The organism is Agromyces sp. NPDC058126 (genome assembly GCF_042884595.1).
In the GTDB taxonomy this organism is placed as follows: Bacteria; Actinomycetota; Actinomycetes; order Actinomycetales; family Microbacteriaceae; genus Agromyces.
On the sequence record NZ_JBHVTS010000001.1, the window covers coordinates 707,025 to 722,372 of the forward strand.

Consider the following 15,348-nt stretch of genomic DNA (forward strand, 5'->3'; position numbering starts at 1 on the left):
CCGGCACCGGCCCCGTTCGGGGTTGGATCTCTGCTTACGGCTTGCCGCGCATGATCGCCTGCTTGACCTCGGCGATGGCCTTCGTGACCTCGATGCCGCGGGGGCAGGCCTCGGTGCAGTTGAAGGTCGTGCGGCAGCGCCACACGCCCTCCTTGTCGTTGAGGATGTCGAGGCGGGTCTGCGCGTTCTCGTCGCGCGAGTCGAAGATGAAGCGGTGGGCGTTCACGATCGCCGCGGGGCCGAAGTACTGGCCGTCGGTCCAGAACACGGGGCACGACGACGTGCACGCGGCGCAGAGGATGCACTTTGTGGTGTCGTCGAAGATCGCGCGGTTCGCGACCGACTGCACGCGCTCCTTGCCCGGCTCGGGCGTGGAGTTCGCGACGAGGAACGGCTGGACCTCGCGGTAGCTCGCGAAGAACGGCTCCATGTCGACGATGAGGTCCTTCTCGAGGGGCAGGCCCTTGATCGCCTCGACGTAGATCGGCTTCGAGATGTCGAGATCCTTGATCAGGGTCTTGCACGCGAGCCGGTTGCGGCCGTTGATGCGCATCGCGTCGGAGCCGCAGATGCCGTGGGCGCACGAGCGACGGAAGGTCAGCGAGCCGTCCTGCTCCCACTTGATCTTGTGCAGCGCGTCGAGCACGCGGTCGGTCGCGTACATCTCGACGTCGAAGTCCTGCCAGCGCGGCTCGGTGTCCACGTCGGGGTCGAAGCGACGGATCAGGAAGGTGACGGTGAACGACTGGATGGGTGCCTCAGCGGCGGGCGCCTGTTCGAGCGTGGCGGTGCTCACGATCAGTACTTCCTTTCCATCGGCTGGTAGCGCGTGACGGTGACGGGCTTCCAGTCGAGCCGGATGTGGTCGGCCGCGTCGGCCGAGTGGGCGTCGCCCGACAGGTACGCCATGGTGTGCTGCATGTAGTTCTCGTCGTCGCGGTTCGGGAAGTCGTCGCGCATGTGGCCGCCGCGGCTCTCCTTGCGGTTGCGTGCGGAGAAGACGACGACCTCGGCGAGGTCGAGCAGGAATCCGAGCTCGACGGCCTCGAGCAGGTCGGTGTTGAACCGCTTGCCCTTGTCCTGGACGGCGATGTTCTTGTACCGCTCGCGGAGGCCCGCGATGACGTTCGTGACGTGGGCGAGCGACTCGTCGGTGCGGAACACCTGCGCGCCCTTGTCCATCTCGTCCTGGAGCTCCTTGCGGATGGCGGCGATGCGCTCGGTGCCGTTCGAGTCGCGCAGCTGCGCGAGCAGCTCGCGGATGCCGCGGGCCGGGTCGTCGGGCAGCGGGGTGAACTCGACGCCGGAGTTCACGTACTCGACCGCGTTGCGGCCGGCGCGCTTGCCGAAGACGTTGATGTCGAGCAGCGAGTTCGTGCCGAGGCGGTTCGAGCCGTGCACCGAGACGCACGCGCACTCACCGGCGGCGTAGAGGCCGGGCACGACGGTGGTGTTGTCGCGCAGCACCTCGGCGGCGACGTTCGTCGGGATGCCGCCCATCGCGTAGTGCGCGGTCGGCATCACGGGCACCGGCTCGTACACCGGGTCGACGCCGAGGTAGGTGCGGGCGAACTCGGTGATGTCGGGGAGCTTGGTCTCGAGCACCTCGGCACCCAGGTGCGTGCAGTCGAGCAGCACGTAGTCCTTGTGAGGGCCGGCGCCGCGGCCCTCGGCGACCTCCTGCACCATGCAGCGCGCGACGATGTCGCGGGGCGCCAGGTCCTTGATGGTCGGGGCGTAGCGCTCCATGAAGCGCTCGCCCGAGGCGTTGCGGAGGATCGCGCCCTCACCGCGGGCGCCCTCGGTGAGGAGGATGCCGAGGCCGGCGAGACCGGTCGGGTGGAACTGGAAGAACTCCATGTCCTCGAGGGGGAGGCCCTTGCGCCAGACGATGCCGACGCCGTCGCCGGTGAGCGTGTGGGCGTTCGAGGTCGTCTTGTAGATCTTGCCGAAGCCGCCGGTGGCGAAGATCACGGCCTTCGCCTGGAAGACGTGCAGCTCGCCGCTCGCGAGGTCGTACGCGACGACGCCCGAGGGCTGCTCGACGCCGTCGACCTCGGTCATCACGAGGTCGAGCACGTAGTACTCGTTGAAGAAGTTGATGCCGAGCTTGACGCAGTTCTGGAACAGCGTCTGCAGGATCATGTGACCCGTGCGGTCGGCCGCGTAGCAGGCGCGGCGCACGGGCGCCTTGCCGTGGTCGCGGGTGTGCCCGCCGAAGCGCCGCTGGTCGATCTTGCCCTCGGGCGTGCGGTTGAACGGCAGGCCCATGTTCTCGAGGTCGATGACCGCGTCGATCGCCTCCTTGGCGAGGATCTCGGCCGCGTCCTGGTCGACGAGGTAGTCGCCGCCCTTGACGGTGTCGAAGGTGTGCCACTCCCACGAGTCCTCTTCGACGTTCGCGAGCGCCGCGGCCATGCCGCCCTGCGCCGCGCCCGTGTGCGAGCGGGTGGGGTAGAGCTTCGAGATCACGGCGGTCTTCGCACCGGGCCCGGCCTCGATGGCCGCGCGCATGCCGGCGCCGCCCGCGCCCACGATGACGATGTCGAACTGGTGGTAGTGGACGCCGTCGACGATCTTGGTCTCGGCGTCGGAGGTCTGGGTGTTCACGAATCTCCTATGCGGCGCAGAACGAGGGGAGCAGGTCGGCCGGGGCGCCCGCGGGGCACGGCTCGAAGGTGAAGACGACGAGGGTGCCGAGGATGATCAGCACGGCCGCGGCGGCGAACAGGGCGCCCTTGAGCACCTTCTGCACGGTGCCGGGGTTCGTGTAGTCGTTCACGAGGGTCCGCATGCCGTTGGCGCCGTGGATGAGGGCGAGCCAGAGCATCAGGACGTCCCACCACTGCCAGAACGGGTCGGCCCACTTGCCGCCCACGAAGCCGAAGTCGATGGCCTGGATGCCGTCGCCGACCATGAGGTTCATGAAGAGGTGGCCGAAGATCAGCACGAGGAGCACGACGCCGGAGGCGCGCATGTAGATCCAGCCCCACTTCTCGAGGTTGGAGCCGCGCCGGCGGGGTTCGCCGGGGAATTCGATCGCAGTCATGTCGGAGGGCCCCTAGTGGCTGAAGACGTTGATGAGGTGACGCGGGGTGAACGCGAGCATCGTGACGACCCAGAGGGCGATGACGACCCAGAAGAGGACCTTCTGGTGACGCGTGGCCCAGGCCCAGAAGTCCACGAGGATGATGCGCAGCCCGTTGAACGCGTGGAACACGATCGCACCCACGAGGGCGACCTCGCCGAGGCCCATGATCGGGGTCTGATAGGCGCCGATGACCGCGTTGTACGCCTCGGGGCTCACCCGCACGAGTGCCGTGTCGAGGATGTGCACGAGAAGGAAGAAGAAAATCGCGACACCTGTGATGCGGTGCAGCACCCATGACCACATACCCTCGTGGCCGCGATAGAGCGTGCCGCCCGGCTTCTGCTTCGCCGGCTTCTCGGGTGTGGTCAGGGTTCCTGCCGAGGTCTCTGGCATGAACAACCCTCCCTGGCTGTGTGTTTCAGGCCCGGACATGCGGGCGCACGGGCGCGACGGCCCGATCAGAGTCTAGACCCGGCCCGGTCGACGTGCAGGTGAGGTGTGCCTTATCCACTCGCCGCCGCGGCGAATACCGCCCGGGCCCGGCATGCGCCGACTATCCTGAGCGGATGACCTCCGCAGCCCTCGATGGCTTCTACAGCATCATTCCCGCCGGTGGCGTGGGTTCGCGGCTCTGGCCGCTCTCGCGCGCCGATGCGCCGAAGTTCCTGCACGACCTCACCGGCTCCGGACAGACGCTCCTCAAGGACACCTGGGACCGCCTCGCCCCGCTCTCGGGCGAACAGCGCATCATGGTGGTCACCGGACGCGCCCACCGCGCCGCGGTCGAGTCGCAGCTGCCGCTGCTCGCCGACGAGAACATCGTGCTCGAATCCGAGCCGCGCGACTCGACGGCCGCGATCGGCCTCGCCGCGGCCATCCTCGAGCGCCGCGAGCCCGGGGTGGTCATCGGCTCCTTCGCGGCCGACCACGTGATCTCCGGCGACGCGCTGTTCCAGGGCGCCGTCGCCGAGGCGGTCGCGGCGGCGCGGGCCGGGTACATCGCCACGATCGGCATCACCCCCACCGAGCCCGCCGTGGGATTCGGCTACATCGAGTGCGGCGAGCCCCTCGACGTGCCCGGCGCCAGGCACAGCGAGCTCGTCTCGAGCTTCGTCGAGAAGCCCGACCTCGCCACCGCCAAGCGGTACCTCGCCGGCGGTCGCCACCTCTGGAACGCGGGCATGTTCATCGCCCGAGCCGACCAGCTGCTCGCCGAGATCGCCCGGAACAAGCCCGAGCTGCACGCCGGCCTCCTCGAGCTCGCCGAGGCGTGGGACGACCCGTCGACCCGCGGCCCCGCGGTCGATCGCATCTGGCCGCGTCTCGAGAAGATCGCGATCGACTACTCGGTCGCCGAGCCTGCGGCGGCCGCCGGCCGGCTCGCGGTGATCCGCGGCCACTTCCAGTGGGACGACGTCGGCGACTTCGCCTCGCTCGCGAAGCTGAACACGGCGGGGCGCTCCGGCGAGCTCGCCATCCTCGGCGAGAACGCCCGGGTGCTCGCCGACGCGTCGAGCGGCATCGTGGTGAGCCGGTCGAAGCGGGTCATCAGCCTGATCGGCGTGCACGATATCGTCGTCGTCGACACGCCCGATGCGCTCCTCGTCACCACGAGCGAACACGCGCAGCGGGTGAAGGCGGTCGTCGACGCCCTCCGGCTCGGCGGTTCGAGCGACGTGCTCTAGGCACGAGAAGGCAGGTTCAGGATGCCCAGGGCAACGCGCAGTCTCCTCGTCGCCGCGGTGGCCGCGGCATCCCTCGCCCTCGTCTCGTGCGCCTCCGCCCCTGACGCCGGCGGCACGGACGCCGCGGGGGAGGGCTGCGTGCGCATGGTCACGAACTCGGGCGGCCTCGAGGACCGTTCCTTCAACCAGTCGACGTGGGAGGGCCTGCAGCAGGCCGAGGAGGAGTACGGCATCGAGGCCGAGGCGCTCGTCTCGACCGGCGAGACCGACCTGGCCCCGAACGTGGCCCAGGCGGTCGCCTCGGGCTGCGGGCTCGTCGTGACCGTGGGCTGGGAGCTCGCGGAGTCGACGCTCGAGGAGGCCGGGGCGAACCCCGACACGGCATTCGCGATCGTCGACGAGACGGTCGAGGCCGACAACGTGAAGCCCGTCGTGTTCGACACGGCGCAGGCCTCGTTCCTCGCGGGCTACCTCGCCGCGGGCGTGTCGAAGACCGGGGTCGTCGCGACCTTCGGCGGCGGCAACCAGCCGCCCGTCACCCTCTTCATGGACGGCTTCGTCGACGGCGTCGCGAAGTACAACGAGGTGCACGGCACGCAGGTGCGTGCGCTCGGCTGGGACAAGGCCGGGCAGGACGGCTCGTTCACCGGGGACTTCGAGGACGTCAACAAGGGCAAGGTCATGACCGAGGGCTTCATCGACCAGGGCGCCGACGTGATCCTGCCGGTCGCCGGCCAGGTCGGCGAGGGGGCCGCCGCGGCGGCCGTCGAGCGCGGGGCCTCGGTGATCTGGGTCGACAGCGACGGCTACGAGACCCTGTCGGCGGAGTTCCGCCCGGTCATCCTCACGAGCGTGCTGAAGCGCACGCAGGACGCGATGGTCGACATCGTCGGCGACGTCGAGGCCGGCGAGTTCACGAACGAGCCGTTCATCGGCACGCTCGAGAACGGCGGTGTCGAGATCGCCCCGTACCACGACCTCGCCCCGCTCGTCACTCCCGAGCTCGACGCGGAGATCGAGGGCCTGCGGCAGGCGATCATCGACGGCGACCTCGTCGTCGAGTCGCCGAGCGCGCCGTAGGGGGAACGGATCGACCCCGTTCGGGGGATGCCGAGCGCTGCTCATATGAGCAGAAGATTGCGTCTAGATAACCATTGACGCCGATCGCGATCGCGGTCGATGGCGTCCCGCGCAACATTGGGTAACGTTTCTGCACGAGCCTCGCGAAGGTCGGGGCGCAGTCTTTGGAGGACACTGTGAAGGTCACGATGAAGAAGGCCGCTCTCGGCGGCCTCGCGATGTTCGGTGCAGCCGCGCTGCTCGCCGGATGCGCCTCGGCTCCCGAAGAGTCGAACGAGGCGGGCGGCGAGACGCTCGACTACCTGCCCTGCATGGTCTCCGACGAGGGCGGCTTCGACGACAAGTCGTTCAACCAGCTCGGCTTCGAGGGCCTCGTGAAGGCCGCCGACGAGCTCGGCGTCGAGTACACCGAGGTCGAGTCGGCCGCGGAGACCGACTACGCGTCGAACCTGCAGGGCCTCGTCGACCAGGGCTGCAACACGATCGTCACGGTCGGCTTCCTGCTCGCACCGGCCGCGCTCGAGTCGGCCCAGGCGAACGCCGACCTCGAGTACATCTCGATCGACGACACCGTCGACACCGACTTCGACGGCACCACCGACGCCGAGAACATCAAGCCGATCATCTTCGACACCGCGCAGGCCGCGTACCTCGCCGGCTACCTCGCCGCGGGCATGAGCGAGACGGGCGTCGTCGGCACCTACGGCGGCCTCAACATCCCGACCGTCTCGATCTTCATGGACGGCTTCGCCCAGGGCGTCGAGCACTACAACGAGGAGAACGGCACCGCCGTCAAGGTCCTCGGCTGGGACCGCGCCAAGCAGGACGGCTCGTTCACCGGCGGCTTCGCCCCCGATGACAAGGCCAAGCAGGTCGCGCAGGGTCTCATCGACCAGAACGTCGACGTGCTCCTGCCCGTCGGCGGCCCGATCTACCAGCCCGGAGCCGCGGCGATCCGCGACTCGGGCCGTGAGATCGCCCTGATCGGCGTCGACGCCGACGTGTACGAGACCGACCCCTCGGTCGGCGACCTCCTCCTCACCTCGATCCGCAAGGGCATCGACGTCGGCGTCTACGACGCGATCATCGAGGCCGGCAACGGCGAGTTCGACCCGACGCCGTTCGTCGGCACCCTCGAGAACGAGGGCGTCGGCCTGGCGCCGTTCCACGACTGGGAGAGCAAGGTCCCGGCCGAGCTCGCCGACAAGGTCGCCGAGCTGCAGGAAGCGATCATCGCGGGCGACATCACCGTCGAGTCCTACCTCGCCGGATAAGCGGTTCGCCATCACGAAGTCGGGGAGGTCGGCATTGCCGGCCTCCCCGGCTCGTTTCCCCGCCGAGCAGGTTCGGCAGCATCTGAGCAGCACGCTCGGATGCACCTCAACATTCGCGCAGCATCTCCAACGGATGCGGACAGATCACTAGGATCGGGGTCATGAAGCTCGAACTTCGCGGCATCACGAAGCGATTCGGCAGCTTGGTCGCAAACGACCACATCGACCTCACCGTGGAGGCCGGAGAGATCCATTGCCTCCTCGGTGAGAACGGTGCAGGCAAGTCGACGCTCATGAACGTGCTCTACGGCCTGTACCAGGCCGACGAGGGCGAGATCCTCCTCGACGACGTCGTCCAGCACTTCGCCGGCCCCGGCGACGCGATGAAGGCCGGAATCGGCATGGTGCACCAGCACTTCATGCTCATCCCCGTCTTCACGGTCGCCGAGAACGTCATGCTCGGCCACGAGTCGACCAAGGCCGGCGGGTTCCTCGACCTGCAGTCGGCCCGCGCGAAGGTGCGCGAGATCTCCGACCGGTTCGGCTTCGACGTCGATCCCGACGCCCTCGTCGACGACCTGCCCGTCGGCGTGCAGCAGCGCGTCGAGATCATCAAGGCGCTCTCGCGCGACGCGAAGGTGCTCGTCTTCGACGAGCCGACCGCCGTGCTCACGCCGCAGGAGACCGACGAGCTCATGGCGATCATGCGCCAGCTCCGCGAGTCGGGCACCGCGATCGTGTTCATCACCCACAAGCTCCGCGAGGTCCGCGAGGTCGCCGACACCATCACGGTCGTCCGCCTCGGCAAGGTCGTCGGCGAGGCCTCGCCCACGGCCTCGAACGTCGAGCTCGCCTCGCTCATGGTGGGTCGCGCCGTCGAGCTCACCGTGCAGAAGGACCCGCCGAAGCTCGGCGACCCGGCGCTCGTCGTCGACGGGCTCTCGGTCATCGACCACATCGGCCAGCTCGTCGTCAACGACGTCAGCTTCGAGGTGCGTCGCGGCGAGATCCTCGCCGTCGCGGGCGTCCAGGGCAACGGGCAGACCGAGCTCACCGAGGCGCTCGTCGGACTCCAGCCCCGTGTGCAGGGGTCGATCTCGCTCGACGGCGAGAAGCTCAGCGGCGAGAGCGTGCGCAAGATCCTCGACGCGGGCGTCGGCTTCGTCCCCGAGGACCGCAACGAGGACGGCCTCGTCGGCGAGTTCTCGATCGCCGAGAATCTCATGCTCGACCGCTCGAACGGGGCACCGTTCGTGAAGGCGGCCAACGTGCAGCGCGGCGTGCTCGAGCAGTTCGCGACCGAGAAGGTCGCGGAGTTCGACGTGCGCACGCCGGGCATCGAGACCAAGGTCGGCCGGCTCTCGGGCGGCAACCAGCAGAAGGTCGTGCTCGCCCGCGAGCTCAGCCGCGAGCTCCGCCTCCTCGTCGCGGCGCAGCCCACCCGCGGCGTCGACGTCGGCTCGATCGAGTTCATCCACAAGCGCATCGTGGCGGCGCGCGACGCGGGCGTCCCCGTCGTCGTCGTCTCGACCGAGCTCGACGAGGTCACCGCCCTCGCCGACCGGATCATGGTCATGTACCGGGGCCGCATCGTCGGCATCGTGCCCGGCGACACCCCCCGCGACGTCCTCGGCCTGATGATGGCCGGCGAGGTCCCCGCAGAAGGAGCCGCCGCATGAGCGACCCCCAGCAGCCCGCGCAGGGCGCAGAGCCCGTCGAGACGCCCGCACCGCAGGGCGCGGCGACCGACACGGCGCCGCCCCCCGCAGGGCCCTCGACACCCGCTCCCGGCGAGGTCGAGCCGCCCTCGCGGTGGGCCACCGCGTTCCGCGAGATCGTCACCGGCAACGCCATCATCTCGGTGCTGGCCATCGTGCTCGCCCTCATCGTCGGCGCGGTCATGATCGCCTTCACCGACGAGCGGGTGCAGGAGGCGGCGGTCTACTTCTTCGCCCGCCCCGGCGACACCTTCGTGGCGATCTGGGAGTCGGTCTCCGGAGCGTACGTCGCGTTCTTCCAGGGCTCGATCTACAACTTCCGACGGCCTGACTTCATCTCGGGCATCCGACCGCTCACCGAGACCCTCACCTTCGCGACGCCGCTCATCGCGGCCGGCCTCGGCGTCGGGCTCACCTTCCGCGTCGGCATGTTCAACATCGGTGGCCGTGGTCAGATGCTCATCGCGGCCTCGGCCGCCGGCTGGGTCGCCTTCGGGTTCGACCTGCCCTGGGGCATCCACATGATCGTCGCCGTGCTCGCAGGCATGATCGGCGCGGCCCTCTGGGCCGGCATCGCCGGGCTCCTGAAGGCCCGCACCGGCGCGCACGAGGTGATCGTGACGATCATGCTCAACTACGTCGCGCTCTATCTCGTGCAATGGATGCTGCGGACCCCGGGCCTGCTGCAGGCCCCCGGATCGAACAACCCGAAGACGCCGCCGATGAAGGACACGGCGATCCTGCCCGATCTCCTCGGGCCGCAGTTCAACCTGCACTTCGGCTTCATCCTCGCGATCGGCGCCACCGTGCTCGTCTGGTGGATCCTCAACCGCTCGAGCCTCGGCTTCAAGTTCCGGGCCGTCGGCGAGAACCCGAACGCCGCCCGCGTCGCCGGCATCAACGTCAAGTCCATGTACGTGTACGCGATGCTCATCTCGGGCGCGCTCATCGGCCTCGCGGGCGTCAGCCAGGTGCTCGGCACCGTGACGACCGGCTTCTCGAGCGGCATCGACGCCGGCATCGGCTTCGACGCGATCACCGTCGCGCTCCTCGGCCGTTCGACGCCGTGGGGCATCCTCGCCGCCGGCATCCTGTTCGGCGCGTTCAAGGCCGGCGGATTCTCGATGCAGGCCGCCGAGGGCGTGCCGATCGACATCGTGCTCGTCGTGCAGTCGCTCATCGTGCTGTTCATCGCGGCGCCCCCGCTCGTTCGCGCGATCTTCCGCCTGCCCGCCCCGGGCTCGGCCCCGAAGCGACCGCGACCCATCGTGACGAAGGAGGTTGAGGCGAAGTGAGCACCGTGACCACCGACCCCGCCGCGCCCGTGTCGGCCTCGCTCGACAAGACCGTCGTCGTCAGCTGGAAGGCGCCGATCGCGTTCGCGATCTTCACCGTCCTCGCTGCCGTCCTCTTCGTCGCCGCCGGCAGCCACGGCGAGGCCACGTTCAAGCTCTCGCAGGCGAACGACGTCATCCAGCTGCCCGACGTCACGCTCTCGAGCGAGGTCACCTCGTGGGTCTGCGTCGTGCTCATGGCGGCGATCACCGTCGTCTCGGCGCTCCTCGTGCGGGCGAAGCGCAAGGTGGGCATCTGGCTCGTCGTGCTGTTCGCCGCGATCTTCCTGATCGGGTTCCTCACGTGGGCGGCCGCCGGTTCGCGCACCCCCGTCATCCCGCTCCCCGGCCTGCTCGCCGGCGCGCTGAGCCTCTCGGTGCCGCTCATCTTCGGTTCGCTCTGCGGTGTCATCTCCGAGCGTGTCGGCGTCGTCAACATCGCGATCGAGGGTCAGCTGCTCGCGGGCGCCTTCACCTCGGCCGTCGTGGCCTCCGCGGTCGGCAACGCCATCATGGGCCCCGCACTCGGCATGATCGCCGCCTCGATCTCGGGCGTGCTCGTCGCGTTCGTGCTCGCCGCGTTCTCGATCAAGTACTACGTCGACCAGGTCATCGTCGGTGTGGTGCTGAACGTCCTCGTCCTCGGGCTCACGAGCTTCCTGTTCTCGCAGGTGCTCGCGCCGAACGCGGCGGTCCTCAACTCGCCGCCGCGCCTCGAGCGGTTGCCGATCCCGGTGCTCAGCGAGATCCCGCTGATCGGGCCGATGCTGTTCCGCCAGACGATCATCGTCTACCTCATGTACATCGCCGTCGCCGCCGTCTACATCGGCCTGTTCCACACCCGCTGGGGCCTCCGCCTCCGCTCGGTGGGCGAGCACCCGCAGGCTGCCGACACGGTGGGCATCAACGTCACCGGCACCCGCTTCTGGAACGTCTCGCTCGCCGGTGCGATCGCCGGCCTCGGCGGCGCGTTCTTCACGCTGGGCTCGGTCGGCGCCTTCAACAAGGAGATGACCGCGGGCGCGGGCTTCATCGCCCTCGCCGCCGTCATCTTCGGTCAGTGGGATCCGATCAAGGCCACGCTCGCGGCGCTCCTGTTCGGATTCGCCTCGAACCTGCAGAACACCCTCGGCGTCATCGGCTCACCCGTGCCGAGCGAGTTCATGCTGATGCTGCCGTACCTCATCACGATCTTCGCCGTGGCCGGATTCGTGGGCAAGGTGCGCGGCCCGGCGGCGGCCGGAAAGCCCTACATCAAAGCCTGACGGAGGTCCCGGGGCCCGCCCCGGGACATCCACCACCCTCATCTGCAACGGGAGAGCAACATGACCGCGACGGATGCGATCGACTGGCAGGGGCTGCGCGAGCGCGCCCGCGAGGCGATGGCGAAGGCCTACGTGCCGTACTCCGAGTTCCCGGTGGGCGCCGCGGCGATCGTCGACGACGGCCGCGTCGTGAGCGGCTGCAACGTCGAGAACGCCTCGTACGGCGTCACCCTCTGCGCCGAGTGCTCGCTCGTGTCGGCACTCGTCATGTCGGGCGGCGGCAAGCTCGTCGCCTTCACCTGCGTCGACGGCCACGGAGCCACGCTCATGCCGTGCGGGCGGTGCCGCCAGCTGCTGTACGAGCACTCGGCCGAGGGCATGGTGCTCGACACCGTGTCGGGCCTGAAGACCATCGACGAGGTGCTGCCCGACGCGTTCGGCCCGCGCCAGCTCGCAGAATTCCGAGGAGAAGCATGACCACCGCCATCGAGCCCTTCGACGCCGTCGACCTCATCCGCGCGAAGCGCGACCGGCGCGAGCTCACCTCGCCCGAGATCGCCTGGCTCGTCGACGCGTACACGCGCGGCTACGTGGCCGACGAGCAGATGTCGGCCATGACCATGGCGATCTTCCTCAACGGCATGACGCGCCGCGAGATCCGCGACCTCACGATGGCGATGATCGCCTCGGGCGAGCGCATGGACTTCTCCGGGCTCGGCAAGCCGACGAGCGACAAGCACTCGACGGGCGGCGTGGGCGACAAGATCACCCTGCCGCTGATGCCGCTGGTCGCGACCTTCGGCGTCGCGGTGCCGCAGCTCTCGGGGCGCGGGCTCGGCCACACGGGCGGCACGCTCGACAAGCTCGAGTCGATCCCGGGCTGGCGGGCCGACCTCACGAACGACGAGATGTTCGCGCAGCTGCGCGACGTCGGCGGAGTGATCTGCGCCGCGGGCGCGGGCCTCGCGCCGGCCGACAAGAAGCTCTACGCGCTCCGCGACATCACCGGCACGGTCGAGGCGATCCCGCTGATCGCCTCGTCGATCATGTCGAAGAAGATCGCCGAGGGCACCGGGGCGCTCGTGCTCGACGTGAAGTTCGGCTCGGGCGCGTTCCTGCAGGACATCGAGCGTTCGCGCGAGCTCGCCCGCACCATGGTCGAGCTCGGCGAGGACGCCGGGGTCGCGACGAGCGCCCTCATCACGAACATGAACGTGCCGCTCGGCCTCACGATCGGCAACGCCAACGAGGTTCGCGAGTCGGTCGAGGTGCTCGCCGGCGGCGGCCCCGCCGACGTGCGCGAGCTCACGGTCGAGCTCGCCCGCGAGATGCTCGCCCTCGCCGGCCGGCCCGACGTCGACGTCGAGGCCGCCCTCGACGACGGTCGCGCGATGGACACCTGGCGGCGCTCGATCATCGCCCAGGGCGGCGAGCCCGACGCGGCGCTGCCCGTCGCCCGCGAGCAGCACGTCGTGACCGCCGAGCGCGACGGCGTGCTCGTCGAGCAGCAGGCGCTGCCGTTCGGCATCGCCGCCTGGCGCCTCGGCGCGGGCCGCGCTCGCAAGCAGGACCCGGTGCAGCATGCCGCCGGCATCGAACTGCACGCGAAGCCCGGCGACGCCGTGCGCGCCGGTCAGCCGCTGTTCACGCTCCACGCCGACGAACCGGCTCGATTCGAGCGTGCGCTGGAGGCCGTCGCAGGCGCCTGGCGCATCGGCGACGAGGGCGACCCCGTCGAGGACGGCGGCCCGCTCATCGCCGACCGGATCGGCCGCTGACGCGGTCGGGGGTCGGGGTGTAGCGGGTCTCGGGGCGCGCCCGGCTTCGAGATTGCCGAGACTTCGCGGCAGTCGCGCCGCTATCGTTGTCACGTGAACACGATTCCGACGGAGTACCGGCTCGAGGGCGACGGCACGAGCATCCAGTCCCTGCCCAAGATCTCGCTGCACGACCACCTCGACGGCGGCCTGCGCCCGCAGACCCTCATCGAGCTCGCCGACGAGCAGGGGCTCGAGGTTCCGGCGGCCGACGCCGACGGCCTCGCCGCCTGGTTCACCGAGCAGTCGAACTCGGGTTCGCTCGTCGAGTACCTGAAGACGTTCGACCTCACCACGGCGGTCATGCAGACCCGCGCGGGCCTCTCGCGCGTCGCGCGCGAGTTCGTGCAGGACCTCGCCGCCGACGGCGTCATCTACGGCGAGATCCGCTGGGCGCCCGAGCAGCACCTCACGCGCGGGCTCACGCTCGACGAGGCGGTCGAGGCCGTGCAGGAGGGCCTCGAGCAGGGCGCCGACGACGTGCGGCACCAGGGCGGAGGCATCCGCACCGGGCAGTTGATCACCGCGATGCGCCACGCCGACCGCGGGCTCGAGATCGCCGAGCTGGCCGTGCGCCACCGCGACCGCGGCGTCGTCGGCTTCGACATCGCCGGCGCCGAGGCCGGGTTCCCGGCGAGCCGCCACCGCACCGCGTTCGACTACCTCGCCGGCCAGTTCATGCCCGTCACGGTGCACGCGGGCGAGGCCGACGGCCTCGAGTCCATCCGAAGCGCGCTCTTCGACGGCCGTGCACTCCGGCTCGGCCACGGCGTCCGCATCGCCGAGGACCTCCTGATCGAACGCCAGGACGACGAGAACACCTACGTCTCGCTCGGCCCGGTCGCCCAGTGGGTCCGCGACCGCGAGATCGCCCTCGAGACGAGCCCGTCGTCGAACCTCCAGACCGGTGCGATCACGGCGTGGGGCGACGAACTCGTCGACCACCCCTTCGACCTGCTCTACCAGCTCGGCTTCCGCGTGACGGTGAACACCGACAACCGGCTCCAGTCGGGCACGAGTCTCACCCGCGAACTGGCGCTGCTCAGCGACGCCTTCGGCTACGACCTCGACGACCTCGAGACGTTCCAGCTCAATGCGGCGGCCGCGGCGTTCCTGCCGCTCGACGACCGCGACGAGCTCGCCGAGCTCATTCAAGACGGCTTCGACGAAGCCTGACGACGCTGCCGACGGCGGATGCCACGGGCCTCCGCCGTCCGCGCCGCCGCCCCTGAACGGACCCGCAATGAACCTCCCTCCCCTTCCCGACGAGGCCGTCGTCCTCGGCGCGCACGCCGCCGACTGGCGCGGTGCCGTACGCGAGGCCGGGCGGGCGCTGACCCGTTCGGGTGCGACCCGCTCGGACTACGCCGACCGCATGATCGCGGTCATCGAGGAGTTCGGCGCCTACGTCGTCATCGCCCCCGGGCTCGCGCTCGCCCACGCCCGGCCCGGGCGCGACGTGCTCCACGAGGGGCTCGCGGTCGTGACGCTCGCCGAGCCGGTCGCCTTCGGACACCCGCACAACGACCCGGTGAACGTCGTCCTGGGCCTCGCGGTCGCGAACGCGGAGGAGCACGTCGCCTCGGTCGCGAACCTCGCGAACGTCTTCAACGACGCCGGCGCGGTCGGCCGGCTCGCCCGGGCGCGCGACGCGGGGGAGGTCCGGGCTCTCCTCGGCATCGACGGGGGTGCAGCGTGAAGATCATCGCCGTGTGCGGTGTCGGCATCGGCACCTCCGCGATCCTCAAGGTCAATGCCGAACGCGCCCTCGAGCGCCTCGAGCTCGCCGCCGACGTCGACGCGAGCGATCTCGCGGGCATCGCCGCGGCGGCGTCCGACGCGCAGGTGATCCTCACCTCGAGCGAGCTCGCCCCCGCCGTGCGCGAGGCCATCGGGCGGAGCTTCGCCGAGGTGGTCGAGGTGACGAACTACTTCGACGTCGACGAGATCTCGCGGCTCCTCGAACGCTCGCTCGGCTGACGCGTCGCCGCTGCGGGGTCCGCGGGCAGGGCTCGACCGAACCCCGTTCCTGCGACTGAACCCCGATGCACGCGCCTCAGACGCGGAATCGGGGTTCAGTGCTC

At 69.8% G+C, this 15,348-nt stretch carries 15 protein-coding genes; 11 read left to right on the forward strand and 4 right to left on the reverse strand.

Translation table 11 applies throughout. The annotated features are described in order from the left end of the window. Positions 1 to 34: 34 nt before the first annotated feature. The 4 genes from ACFVTR_RS03150 to sdhC are packed head-to-tail and all read right to left on the reverse strand — an operon-like array spanning position 35 to position 3,484. On the reverse strand, positions 35 to 796 hold the full coding sequence (locus ACFVTR_RS03150) for a succinate dehydrogenase iron-sulfur subunit (RefSeq protein WP_387034658.1): 762 nt from the start codon (positions 794 to 796) through the stop codon (positions 35 to 37). Positions 797 to 798: 2 nt separating this feature from the next. Beyond that, the gene (gene sdhA / locus ACFVTR_RS03155) at positions 799 to 2,610 is read right to left on the reverse strand and encodes a succinate dehydrogenase flavoprotein subunit (RefSeq protein WP_376941128.1); all 1,812 of its coding nucleotides are present in this window, start codon (positions 2,608 to 2,610) and stop codon (positions 799 to 801) included. Positions 2,611 to 2,617: 7 nt separating this feature from the next. After that, a complete protein-coding gene (locus ACFVTR_RS03160) occupies positions 2,618 to 3,049 on the reverse strand; it encodes a succinate dehydrogenase hydrophobic membrane anchor subunit (protein WP_157422406.1) in 432 nt (143 codons plus the stop codon). A gap of 12 nt (positions 3,050 to 3,061) precedes the next feature. Next, a complete protein-coding gene (sdhC, locus tag ACFVTR_RS03165; protein ID WP_022888266.1) occupies positions 3,062 to 3,484 on the reverse strand; it encodes a succinate dehydrogenase, cytochrome b556 subunit in 423 nt (140 codons plus the stop codon). Positions 3,485 to 3,657: 173 nt separating this feature from the next. Between sdhC and ACFVTR_RS03170 the strand changes: the two genes are divergently transcribed. The 11 genes from ACFVTR_RS03170 (at position 3,658) to ACFVTR_RS03220 (ending at position 15,244) form a co-directional block, all read left to right on the forward strand. Continuing rightward, positions 3,658 to 4,776 (forward strand): mannose-1-phosphate guanylyltransferase, encoded by a 1,119-nt coding sequence (locus ACFVTR_RS03170; protein ID WP_387034661.1) that lies wholly within the window; start codon positions 3,658 to 3,660, stop codon positions 4,774 to 4,776. A 21-nt stretch (positions 4,777 to 4,797) separates the two neighbouring features. Further along, entirely contained in the window at positions 4,798 to 5,856 is a 1,059-nt protein-coding gene (locus ACFVTR_RS03175) for a BMP family protein (RefSeq protein ID WP_387034663.1), read from the forward strand. A gap of 188 nt (positions 5,857 to 6,044) precedes the next feature. Next, complete coding sequence (locus tag ACFVTR_RS03180; protein WP_387034665.1) at positions 6,045 to 7,130, forward strand: BMP family protein; 1,086 nt, start codon at positions 6,045 to 6,047, stop codon at positions 7,128 to 7,130. A gap of 161 nt (positions 7,131 to 7,291) precedes the next feature. Continuing rightward, positions 7,292 to 8,809 (forward strand): ABC transporter ATP-binding protein, encoded by a 1,518-nt coding sequence (locus ACFVTR_RS03185; protein ID WP_387034667.1) that lies wholly within the window; start codon positions 7,292 to 7,294, stop codon positions 8,807 to 8,809. Continuing rightward, entirely contained in the window at positions 8,806 to 10,143 is a 1,338-nt protein-coding gene (locus ACFVTR_RS03190; protein WP_387034669.1) for an ABC transporter permease, read from the forward strand. The genes ACFVTR_RS03185 and ACFVTR_RS03190 overlap by 4 nt, the downstream gene beginning before the upstream one ends. Before the next feature lie 5 nt (positions 10,144 to 10,148). Further along, positions 10,149 to 11,447 (forward strand): ABC transporter permease, encoded by a 1,299-nt coding sequence (locus ACFVTR_RS03195; RefSeq protein ID WP_387035373.1) that lies wholly within the window; start codon positions 10,149 to 10,151, stop codon positions 11,445 to 11,447. 60 nt (positions 11,448 to 11,507) lie between these two features. Next, positions 11,508 to 11,924 carry a cytidine deaminase gene (locus ACFVTR_RS03200; RefSeq protein WP_387034671.1) on the forward strand — a complete coding sequence of 139 codons (417 nt, stop codon included), beginning with the start codon at positions 11,508 to 11,510 and terminating at the stop codon, positions 11,922 to 11,924. Further along, the gene (locus ACFVTR_RS03205) at positions 11,921 to 13,225 is read left to right on the forward strand and encodes a thymidine phosphorylase (RefSeq protein ID WP_387034673.1); all 1,305 of its coding nucleotides are present in this window, start codon (positions 11,921 to 11,923) and stop codon (positions 13,223 to 13,225) included. Before ACFVTR_RS03200 ends, ACFVTR_RS03205 begins: the two co-directional genes overlap by 4 nt. Positions 13,226 to 13,318: 93 nt before the next feature. After that, positions 13,319 to 14,440, forward strand: coding sequence for an adenosine deaminase (locus ACFVTR_RS03210; protein ID WP_387034675.1), 1,122 nt, complete (start codon positions 13,319 to 13,321; stop codon positions 14,438 to 14,440). A gap of 67 nt (positions 14,441 to 14,507) precedes the next feature. Then, a complete protein-coding gene (locus ACFVTR_RS03215; RefSeq protein ID WP_387034677.1) occupies positions 14,508 to 14,963 on the forward strand; it encodes a PTS sugar transporter subunit IIA in 456 nt (151 codons plus the stop codon). Next, positions 14,960 to 15,244 (forward strand): PTS sugar transporter subunit IIB, encoded by a 285-nt coding sequence (locus ACFVTR_RS03220; protein ID WP_387034679.1) that lies wholly within the window; start codon positions 14,960 to 14,962, stop codon positions 15,242 to 15,244. Before ACFVTR_RS03215 ends, ACFVTR_RS03220 begins: the two co-directional genes overlap by 4 nt. Positions 15,245 to 15,348: the final 104 nt, after the last annotated feature.